The organism is Bradyrhizobium sp. (genome assembly GCF_019244115.1).
Classification (GTDB): Bacteria; Pseudomonadota; Alphaproteobacteria; order Rhizobiales; family Xanthobacteraceae; genus Bradyrhizobium.
Genome location: NZ_JAFATE010000020.1, coordinates 21,498 through 31,117, shown reverse-complemented (window position 1 = coordinate 31,117; position 9,620 = coordinate 21,498). Strand labels below are relative to the sequence as shown.

Genomic DNA, 9,620 nt, shown 5'->3' with positions numbered 1-9,620 from the left:
ATGCTGGTCACCGCCCTGCTCGACGCGCTCGCCGATCGGGCGCGGGTGGTAGTGGTGAGCAGCGAAGCGCACCGCTACGCGCCGCGCGGCGGCATCGATTTCGACAACCTCAGGGGCGAGAGGAGTTACCGGCCCTGGACCGCCTACGCCCGCTCGAAACTCGCCAACCTGCTGTTCGCGAAGGCGTTGGCGCGGCGGCTCGACGCAACGGGGAAAACCGCCAACGCCGTGCATCCCGGCGTGGTGCCGTCGACCGAAATCTTCAGGGGCATGGCGCTGGCGCAGATCGGCAGGGCGTATTGGCCGCACATTCTGACCGCGCTTGCCGCCAAGACCGTTCCGGAGGGGGCTGCGACCTCGTGCTATGTCGCGGTAAATCCGAAGGCCGCAAGCGTCAACGGACAATATTTCTCCGATTGCAATGTCGCGCGGCCCCGCGCCGAGGCCGACGACCCGGCGCTCGGAACGCGGCTATGGGAGCTGTCGGAACAGATCGCCGGCAGTGTCTGATCATGCCTCAGCGCAGCGCCGGCCTTCTGATGTTTCGCCGCCGTAACGGCACGACCGAGGTGCTGCTGGTGCATATGGGCGGGCCGTTCTGGGCGAAAAAGGACGACGGCGCCTGGTCGATGCCGAAGGGGCTTCATGAGGCGAGCGAGGATGCGCTCGCGGCCGCGCGGCGCGAGTTCGAGGAAGAGACGGGCTGCGTGCCAAAAGGCCCTTTCGTCGCGCTCGGCACCTTCAGGCAGCCGAGCGGCAAGCAGCTCAGCGCATGGGCCATGGAAGGCGAGTTCGACCTCAGCACTTTCAAGAGCAACATGTTCACGATGGAATGGCCGCCGAAGTCCGGGCGCATGGCCGCGTTTCCCGAAGCCGACCGTGCCGGCTGGTTCGATCAGGAGCAGGCGCTCGTGAAAGTCACCAAGGGCCAGCGGTCGATCCTCAAGGCGCTGTTCGAGCGGTTGGAACTGCCGCGGCAAGCCTGATCGAAAGCAAAACTTCGCCGCGCAGTGTTGCGGTGGTGACACGCGCACTTCGCGGCACGGGTGCTAGCATGCCCGATGCAAATCGAGGCACCGCCTCGGCCGCGACGGCCGGGGCGGCGGGGAACCTTGTCGCAAGAGGAGATTTGTCATGCGCCGCATCACCGCTCTTGGTGCCGCTTCCGGCATCGCGCTCGCAAGCTTTGTCGCCGCTGCGCCCGCAGAGGCAGGGTATTACGTGATCCGCTGGGACAATACCGGCATCTGCCAGATCTGGAACGAGGAGCTGCAATACAAGCCGCTGGAATGGCCGTCGCATTACAAGGTGGTGAGCAAGCCGGTGGCGACCTTCAATGACGCCGTCAATATTCAGCTCAGGATGCGCGAGAAGCGCGACTGCTTCCTTTAAAGTGTACGGTGGGGTGAGCGTCAGCGAAAGCCACCATTTCTTTCCGCGAGTGGGATGGTGGGTTCGCAAACGCTCAACCCACCCCGCAAGTCCGCCATGGATCGCCTGCCCGACCAGCTCGCGCCCGATCTGCGCCTCGTCTTCGTTGGCACGGCGGCGAGCCGGCGGTCCGCCGAGCTTGGCCACTACTACGCGCATCCGCAAAATCGCTTCTGGCGTACGCTGCATGAGGTCGGCGTGACGCCACGCCGCTATCAGCCGCATGAATACGCATCCCTGCTCGCGCTCGGCATCGGCTTCACCGACCTTTGCAAGCTGGGCGCGGGCATGGACCACGAGGCGCTCAAGGCGGGCGTCGATGTCGCCGGCTTCGCTGCGAAGATGCGGACCTATCGGCCGGCGACGATCGCCTTCACCAGCAGGAAGGCCGCCAGCCTGTTTTATCGACAGTCGACCGGCAAAATAGCGCTCGGCCGCCAGCCGCCGCGCGAGAATTTTCCCACGTGCTTCGTGCTCGCCTCGCCATCCGGCGCCGCTTCGGACGCGTGGAGCATCAAGCCGTGGCAGGAACTGGCAGATCATCTCCGCAACAAAAAATCATAGGGTGCGTTAGCCTTCCGCCCTGGCTCGACCATGCATTGAACATTCGACAGAAGAAGGCAAGGCGTAACCCACCATATCCGATATTCGTGCTGGACACGCGGTGGGTTACGCGACCGCCCGTCACCTGAACCCATGCGGAGAGGTCGAGCGACGCGGTCGCTAAACTAACCCCACTCTACGAACCGCACGAACTCTACAAAACCGAGGTCCCCATGCCGATCCAGCATTTTCCTGCCCCATCGCACATCAAGGCGCCGCCGCTTTCCTTCGCTGCGCGGGTCGGCGACCTGCTCTTCATCTCCGGCATTCCCGGTTTTGACGACAAGGGGGCATTGGCCGACGGTTTCGAGGCGCAGTTCGGTTTCGTGGTGAAGAACATCGCGCGCATTCTCGACGAGGCGGGCGCGTCGTTCCGCGACCTGGTCAAGGTCAATGTGCTGCTCACGCGCGCCTCCGACGTCGCGGCGATGAACGCGCTCTATGCCGGTGCGTTCGGCCCGCCGCCCTACCCGGCGCGCACCACCTGCGTGGTGCAGGCGCTGCCGGACCCGAAAATGCTGATCGAGATCGAAGCGGTGGCGTCGCTGGCGAAATGACAAGTGGTGGGTTGCGCTCCGCTAACCCACCTTACGACCTTACGGCTTTGGCATCGCCTCGCGCAGCGTGTCGCCGACGAAGGCGGCGGCGCGGCGGAACGCTTCGTCGTTGTCGCCGCGAAAACTCACCGTCCGCTGCAGCAGCAGTTTTTCGCCTTGCAGATCGAGCAGTTCGAAGTCGCCCCATTGCACCAGCGTGCTCATCTTGCGGATGCCGCCATAGACCACGAAGCGCGCGCCGGAGCGGCGGGCCGCCGCGATGAAGTCGTCCGGGCGCATGTTGATGGGGGTGCAGGGATGTTCGGGACAGTCGAGCGGGAGCACCTGGTAGTCGCCCCGCGCGCTTAAGTTTTCCCGCACCAGGTCGGCAAACTGCGCCACACGGGCGCGATGCGCCGCGGCCTGGTCGTTCACCTCGCCCGAGGTGTCGGTGTAGTCGAAATCGGCGACCGCGATGGTGAGCGGCGCGGCGGAACGGGCAGGCGCCGCCACGGCCGCACAGAGCGCGGCGAGCCCGGCCATTGCGATGATGCGTCCGCAGGAGCGAACGATGCACATGGGCTCCTCCTGAGCTCCCGATCTGGCAGCCCGGCAGCGGACCGTGGCCGACGATGATATCGTAAGGTGGGTTAGCGCCGCCTTGGCTCGATGAGCCAAGGCGAAGCGTAACCCACCAAATCGCGGCAACAATGGTGGGTTACGCCTTCGACTAACCCCCCACACGTGGCTACTTCAACGTGATCGCAAGCCCGCTGAGATCCGCATTCGCCATCAGCCCGACCTGCTGGCCGGACAGTTCCAGGACCGCGCCCTTCTGATTGGTCAGCACGATGGCGCGCGCGCCGCGGCCGACCGCAAGTCCGGCGCCGGCCGCGCCATAGACGCCGGCGACGTCCGATGGCTGAACGATGTTGCTGACGCGGCCACGCAGCACCGTCTTCGACCCGCCGAACACGAGGCCATAGTCGAGCCCGCCGGTCGAGAGGGGATAGGCCCGTCCGTGGAAGATCAGGACGCCGCCGCCGCCGGAGCCGCCGATGATCCATCCCGCCTTGTAGATCGTCAGCGTAATGGTGCCGCCATCGGCAAGGCTGGCAGTGGACAGGCCGCAACTCACGATCAGCGCGGCGAGCACGCTGCGAATGGCGGATGACAGGTTCATATGGCAACTCCTTGAGGCGTCGTGGTGGGCGGGCATGGCGCGAGCGATCGAATCACGCCTTCTGAATCTAGCCGATGGTCCACACCGGCAAAACGCCTTCGCAAGCGAGCGCAGACGCTTCGGGGCGATCCGGAGGCAACTCCGCGTCTCACGTATGACAAAGAGGTGACCGCACGCCCGGCGCGCGCACCCTTGGTCCAGGCGGTCTCTGCGGCGCCCTGCCCGGCATTAACGCTTTTTGAACCTTCATTCGCGGTGCGGAGACTGATTGATGTCGGGGGGGACTCAGGCGCCGGGCCAAGCCGCAATCGTGCCCGCAGGCGTAAGCGTCACATCATTTGTTGGGAGTAACATATGTTACGCGTCCTCATGCTCTTGGCCTCTCTCGGTCTGGCCCTGCTGGCGTTGTCGGCCACGGGCCCCGCGCGCGCCGACCTCCTCGACATCACGCCTGTCCCGCACGCCAACGGCTTCTAAAAGGCCGTTCCCAACATCGTGCAAATCCGAGGTGGACCACGGCATCGCCGGTCGAGCCCACTTCGTTTCCTTTTCCACTGTGCCATCGCAGCCGGTTTCTGCCATTCCCCGGTGCTGGCCGCGCAGCCGGCCATGGGCCGGCACGCCGATTCCCGGCTTTTGCACCATTTTGAATTGCAAGGCGAGAGGCGCCCGGCGGGCGGTCCGACCTGCAGGGCGCCTGTCCGTTTTCATCCATGGTGCCGCCGCGCCACGCTTGCTACCCTCTCGCCAAAACCGAACGCAGAGGAAGCAGCATGCCCCTTCTCGAAAACCACATCGCGGTCATCACCGGTGCGGCGTCCGGCATCGGCAAGGCCATCGCCGAAGGTTTTGCGCGCGAGGGCGCGCGTGTCGCCCTGCTCGACATCGATGAGGCGGCGGCCTCGGACGCGGCGCAAGGGATTGTGAAAGCGGGCGGGCGCGCCGACGGCTTTCGGCTCGACGTGAGCCGGCGCGAGGACTGCGCGGCGGTCGTCCGCGAGATCGCGGGCAAGGCCGGCACGATATCGATCCTCGTCAACAGTGCCGGGATCAACCGCCGCAACCCCTTTGCCAGCGATGGCGATACCGTCGCCAAGGACTGGCAGGATATCATGGCGATCAACCTCAACGGCACCTTCAACGTCACGCAGGCCTTCCTCGCGCCGCTCCGGGAGACCCGCGGTCGCATCGTCAACATCGCCTCGGTGCAGTCCTTCCTGCACATGCGCACGCCGAACTCGGCGGCCTACACCACGTCCAAGCACGGCGTGCTCGGCCTCACCCGCGCGCTCGCCGCCGAACTCGGCAAGTTCGGCATCCGCGTCAACGCCATCGGCCCCGGACTGATCGAGACTCCGCTGAACGCCGCGGCGCGCGCCAACAATCCGGACCTGGTCAAGATCTTCATGGACCACACCCCGCTCGGCCGCCCCGGCAAGCCCGAGGATATCGTCGGGCCCGCGCTGTTCCTCGCCTCCGACATGTCGGCCTACGTCACCGGAGCAATCGTGATGGCGGATGGCGGCTACCTCACGATCTGACGGAGCAAGGGCCGTGCGGCCTGGCCCGAACTGGCCGACGCGGTGACGAGACCGTGGCCCTTTCTTGATTTTCAACAGCCTGCCCGCAGATCTACGGTCCCGTTAAGAACCCGTTAACCTTGTCCGCCCACGGTCGCACGCGTTGGGGGTGATTGGTTCTCGATGTGTCCGCGCTTCGTCGCGCGGTGCGTTGATCGGGAGGTGTTGATGGCCCAAGATTCTTACGTCCAGTCCTGCGACCAGTCCTTTGCCGAATCCGTAATATCCGCACCGGATCATCCAGCGCTTGCTCCGGCCGCGGACGAAATCATACCGCTCCTGATCGGCTCGACCATCGATCACGTCGAGCGCGAGCTCGTGCTGCATACGCTGGTGCGCTGCAATGGCAACCGCACCCGTGCAGCAAGGATGCTCGGGCTCTCGATCAGGACCCTGCGCAACAAGATCCGGCTCTACACCGCCGACGGCATCGACGTGCCCGCGCATTGCGACTAGGCTTGACGCTCGGAGGGGCGCGGTCCAACGCGCCCCGAGGGAGCGAGCCGCCGATGTCCACTGCCCCGACCTACGAGATCGATGTTGCGCGTTTCTGGGCCGATCCCTATCCGGATCTTGCGCGCATGCGCAAGGAGGCGCCGATCGCCTTCGTGCCGCAGCTCGGCTCGACCATCTTCACCCGCCGCGACGACATCTTCTCGCAGGAAAAGCGCATCGACCTGTTTTCCTCGCACCAGCCCGCCGGACTGATGAACCGCCTGATGGGCCACAACATGATGCGCAAGGACGGCGAGGCGCATATGAGCGAGCGCGCGGCGATGTTCCCGTCGGTATCGCCGCGCGCGGTGCGTGCGACCTGGCTCAAAAAATTCCAGGCGCATGCCGACCGCATCCTCGACGAGCTCGCACCATCCGGCTCAGCCGATCTCGTCAAGGCGCTGGCGCTGCCGCTGTCGGCCGAATGCCTCAAGGACATCACCGGGCTCACCAATATGCGCTATCAGGACATGGATGCGTGGTCGCAGGCGATGATCGACGGCATCGCCAATTACACCGGCGATGCCGCGGTCGAGGCGCACTGCAACGCGGCGACCGCAGGCATCGATGCCGCAATCGACGACATGGTCCCGGTGCTCGAAAAGCATCCGGACACCTCGATCCTGAGCGTGCTGCTGTCAGCCGGACAGCCGATGGAGAGCGTGCGCGCCAACGTCAAGCTCGCGATCTCGGGCGGGCAGAACGAACCGCGCGATGCGATCTCCGGCACGGTCTGGGCGCTTTTGACCCATCCCGCGCAGCTCCGCCTCGTGCGCGAAGGACGCGCGAAATGGATCGACGTGTTCGAGGAGTACACGCGCTGGATCGCGCCGATCCAGATGTCGCCGCGGCGCGTTGCAAAACCGTGCTCCTATGGCGGGGTCGATTTCGAGCCGGACGAGCGCGTGTTCTTCATGTTCGGCTCCGCCAATCGCGACGAGGCCTGTTTTGCCCAGCCGGACAGTTTTGACATCACCCGCGATACCGCCAAGAGTATCGCCTTCGGCGCCGGTCCGCATTACTGTGCCGGCGCCTTCGCCTCGCGCGCGATGGTCGCCGACGTGGCGCTGCCTTCGATTTTCGCGCGGCTGAAGAATTTGCGGCTCGACGAGCGCGAGCCGGCGAGGATCGGCGGCTGGGCGTTTCGCGGCCTGCTCAATCTGCAGGTCGCGTGGGACGTGAGCTGAGACGCGCCGCGACCTGCCATCGCTTACCGTCGTTCCATCGCGCGATGCGCTTTGACGTCGATTGATGTTGATCAAGCGCGCACGACACTTGCGCGCGATTGCTGGCGTCTGCAACCGTCCGCTAAACAGTTTGGAGAATCAGTGGGAGTTGCTGAGGTGGCGGAGAGTGGCGTTGCACGACGAGGCGGAGCGGGGTTGCCTGGCCCGCGCGGACCGGCAGGCAAGGTAGGGCCGCAGGGCAAGCGCGGCGAAGCGGGGGCGCAAGGCAAGCCCGGCCCGCAGGGCGCGCCTGGTCCGCGCGGCGAGCAAGGTCCTCCGGGGTCACTGCCGCCGATCGAAGAGGTGATGCCCTGGTTGCATCAGGTGTTCGCGGCCTTCGAGGACTATCGCCGCCAGCGCGAGCGGGAGGCGGCCGAACGCGACGAACTCGTCGCACAGCAGCGCGAGGCGCTCAAGATCTTCGAAAACGCCGACATCGGCGGCGACGATTTTGCGGACGAGGACGGCGGCGGGAAAAAGAAGAAGCGCAAGGACAAAAAGAAGAAGCACAAGCAGCGGAGAGACAGCAACAGCGACGAGGCGTGATGTGACGGAACTGGCGGCGTGCCGGATCGCAATCGGGTTCAGTGATCCACGTTCACATCAGTCGCATCCTGCGCCGCCGCTTCATGAGCTGAGCTTGTGGAAAGTCCCCCTCACCCGCCGCAAGCGGAGAGAGGTGAAGCGTGTGCGCGCCGAGACGTTCGACCAACTTCATCCCGCCTCGCCGAACCGCAGGCGCGAGCGTTCCTTGGCCTTCTCGGCCTCGACCGCGCGATCGCGCGCTGGCGCATGCGTGTGCAGCGAGGTGATGAGCCGCCGCGCGGCATCGGCGACTTCCTCGACCGCGCGGTTGAACGCCGCCTCATTGGCCTGCGACGGTTTGGTGAACCCGGAGAGCTTTCGCACGAATTGCAGCGCGGAGGCGTGGATCTCGTCTTCGGTCGCGGGCGGCTCGAAATTGAACAGCGTCTTGATGTTGCGGCACATGATCTCTTCCTTCCACGCTTTCACACACCCATGGGACGATTGGCAGACACCAAATCCTACATCGCCGCGCCGTCCCTGCCCACCGTCAGAACGGAACGCGTACGCCGAGCCGGTCGAAGAACGCCCGTCCCCGCGACATCATGCGCAGCGCGCGGCATCTGGCGCGGCGCCAGGCGTCGCGTCTCGACGAGCCGTTTGAAGATCGCGTTGGAGCGGCCCGAAGAGATGCGGAACCCGCTCGGTCCAGTCGTTACATAGCTGGCAATGCGGCGAACACGCCGCTGGGCATGACGAGCGATAGGACGCTGGACAACAAATCAGATCACGGCCGCAGAGATAGTCAGATGCGATATCGCCCCCCTGTGCTAGGCTCCGCCCCAAGCGGCCGAAGCCGCATGCTTTCGGGGAGGAAATGATGCTAATGACGACTTTGCGCACGGCACTCTCAGCCGTTCTTTTGCTGTCGGCGGGTGCCATGTCCGCAAGTGTGTTGGCCGCAGATTATCCCGCGCCCAGGCAGGGCGAGTGGATCGCCAAGGATTTCAAATTCCACACTGGCGAGGTGATGGGTGAACTGCGGCTGCACTATACGACCGTCGGCGAGCCCAAGGGCGAGCCGGTGCTCGTGCTGCACGGCACGGGCGGCTCGGCAGCGAGCATGCTGACGCCGGCCTTTGCCGGCGAATTGTTCGGGGCGGGCCAGCCACTCGATGCGCAAAAATACTACATCATCATTCCCGACAGTCTCGGCCATGGCCAATCCTCAAAACCCTCCGACGGGATGAAGACGGCGTTCCCGAAATACGACTATGACGACATGGTCGACGCCCAGCACCGCCTCCTGACCGAAGGTCTCGGCATCAAGCATCTGCGGCTCGTGATCGGCAATTCGATGGGCGGCATGCACAGCTGGGTCTGGGGCGTGCGCTATCCCGCCTTCATGGACGCGCTGGTGCCGATGGCCTCGCAGCCGACCGCGATGGCTGCGCGCAACTGGATGCTGCGCCGGATCATGCTAGACACGATCCGTGGGGATCCCGACTACAATGGCGGCAACTACACGGCGCAGCCACGCATGATGAAATACGCCATCGTGGCCTATGGGATCGCGAGCGCCGGCGGCACGCTCGCCTACCAGATGCTGGCGCCGACCGCGGCCAAGGCCGACAAGAATGTCGACGAGCGCCTCGCGCAGCCGGTCACCGCCGACGCCAACGATTTCATCTACCAGTGGGACTCCTCGCACGACTACGATCCGTCGGCGGCCCTCGAAAAGATCGAGGCTGCCGTGCTCGCGATCAACGCCGCCGATGACGAGCGCAATCCGCCGGAAACCGGCGTCACCGCGGACGCGCTGAAGCGGATCAAGCACGCGCAAATCTACCTGATCCCGGCCAGCACCGAGACGCGTGGACATTCGACGACCGGGAACGCAAAATTCTATGCCGAGCAGCTGAAGGACCTGCTGCAGACCGCGCCGCAGCGCGCGATGTGACTTTTCGCAGCGCGTCAAGGCGCGTGCCGAGAGCGCTCAATATATGAGCGTGCAACGGTGGCCCGGCTCGGGCTTAATCGC

At 65.1% G+C, this 9,620-nt stretch carries 13 protein-coding genes and 1 pseudogene; 11 read left to right on the top strand and 3 right to left on the bottom strand.

Translation table 11 applies throughout. The annotated features are described in order from the left end of the window. The 5 genes and pseudogenes from JOZ76_RS01170 to JOZ76_RS01150 form a co-directional block, all read left to right on the top strand. A pseudogene (locus JOZ76_RS01170) lies at positions 1-510 on the top strand (SDR family oxidoreductase); the annotation flags it as partial. Positions 511-512: 2 nt separating this feature from the next. Continuing rightward, the gene (locus JOZ76_RS01165) at positions 513-986 is read left to right on the top strand and encodes an NUDIX domain-containing protein (RefSeq protein ID WP_291696807.1); all 474 of its coding nucleotides are present in this window, start codon (positions 513-515) and stop codon (positions 984-986) included. Between the two features lie 148 nt (positions 987-1,134). Beyond that, entirely contained in the window at positions 1,135-1,392 is a 258-nt protein-coding gene (locus tag JOZ76_RS01160; protein ID WP_291696806.1) for a hypothetical protein, read from the top strand. A 96-nt stretch (positions 1,393-1,488) separates the two neighbouring features. Further along, the gene (locus JOZ76_RS01155; protein ID WP_291696809.1) at positions 1,489-1,995 is read left to right on the top strand and encodes a mismatch-specific DNA-glycosylase; all 507 of its coding nucleotides are present in this window, start codon (positions 1,489-1,491) and stop codon (positions 1,993-1,995) included. Between the two features lie 212 nt (positions 1,996-2,207). Beyond that, a complete protein-coding gene (locus JOZ76_RS01150; RefSeq protein ID WP_291696805.1) occupies positions 2,208-2,591 on the top strand; it encodes a RidA family protein in 384 nt (127 codons plus the stop codon). Between the two features lie 39 nt (positions 2,592-2,630). Here the strand turns inward: JOZ76_RS01150 and JOZ76_RS01145 are convergent, their stop codons facing one another. Next, positions 2,631-3,149, bottom strand: coding sequence for a DUF2380 domain-containing protein (locus JOZ76_RS01145; protein ID WP_291696804.1), 519 nt, complete (start codon positions 3,147-3,149; stop codon positions 2,631-2,633). Between the two features lie 169 nt (positions 3,150-3,318). After that, positions 3,319-3,753 (bottom strand): hypothetical protein, encoded by a 435-nt coding sequence (locus JOZ76_RS01140; protein ID WP_291696803.1) that lies wholly within the window; start codon positions 3,751-3,753, stop codon positions 3,319-3,321. 354 nt (positions 3,754-4,107) lie between these two features. Here JOZ76_RS01140 and JOZ76_RS01135 point away from each other — a divergent pair, with 354 nt between their 5' ends. From JOZ76_RS01135 to JOZ76_RS01115, 5 genes are all read left to right on the top strand, one after another. Further along, a complete protein-coding gene (locus JOZ76_RS01135) occupies positions 4,108-4,230 on the top strand; it encodes a hypothetical protein (RefSeq protein WP_291696802.1) in 123 nt (40 codons plus the stop codon). 296 nt (positions 4,231-4,526) lie between these two features. Further along, positions 4,527-5,294 carry an SDR family NAD(P)-dependent oxidoreductase gene (locus tag JOZ76_RS01130; RefSeq protein ID WP_291696801.1) on the top strand — a complete coding sequence of 256 codons (768 nt, stop codon included), beginning with the start codon at positions 4,527-4,529 and terminating at the stop codon, positions 5,292-5,294. A gap of 207 nt (positions 5,295-5,501) precedes the next feature. Then, positions 5,502-5,789, top strand: a complete 288-nt coding sequence (locus JOZ76_RS01125) for a helix-turn-helix domain-containing protein (RefSeq protein WP_291696800.1) — start codon at positions 5,502-5,504, stop codon at positions 5,787-5,789. Between the two features lie 53 nt (positions 5,790-5,842). Then, positions 5,843-7,015: a cytochrome P450 gene (locus JOZ76_RS01120; RefSeq protein ID WP_291696799.1), complete on the top strand. Its 1,173-nt coding sequence runs from the start codon at positions 5,843-5,845 to the stop codon at positions 7,013-7,015. A gap of 51 nt (positions 7,016-7,066) precedes the next feature. Continuing rightward, on the top strand, positions 7,067-7,600 hold the full coding sequence (locus JOZ76_RS01115; protein ID WP_291696798.1) for a collagen-like protein: 534 nt from the start codon (positions 7,067-7,069) through the stop codon (positions 7,598-7,600). A gap of 168 nt (positions 7,601-7,768) precedes the next feature. On the opposite strand, the gene JOZ76_RS01110 is transcribed toward JOZ76_RS01115, so the two are convergent. Continuing rightward, positions 7,769-8,044, bottom strand: a complete 276-nt coding sequence (locus tag JOZ76_RS01110) for a DUF2277 domain-containing protein (protein ID WP_291696797.1) — start codon at positions 8,042-8,044, stop codon at positions 7,769-7,771. Positions 8,045-8,465: 421 nt separating this feature from the next. On the opposite strand from JOZ76_RS01110, the gene JOZ76_RS01105 reads away from it, so the two are divergent. Continuing rightward, entirely contained in the window at positions 8,466-9,539 is a 1,074-nt protein-coding gene (locus JOZ76_RS01105; RefSeq protein WP_291696796.1) for an alpha/beta fold hydrolase, read from the top strand. The last annotated feature ends 81 nt before the right edge of the window (positions 9,540-9,620 follow it).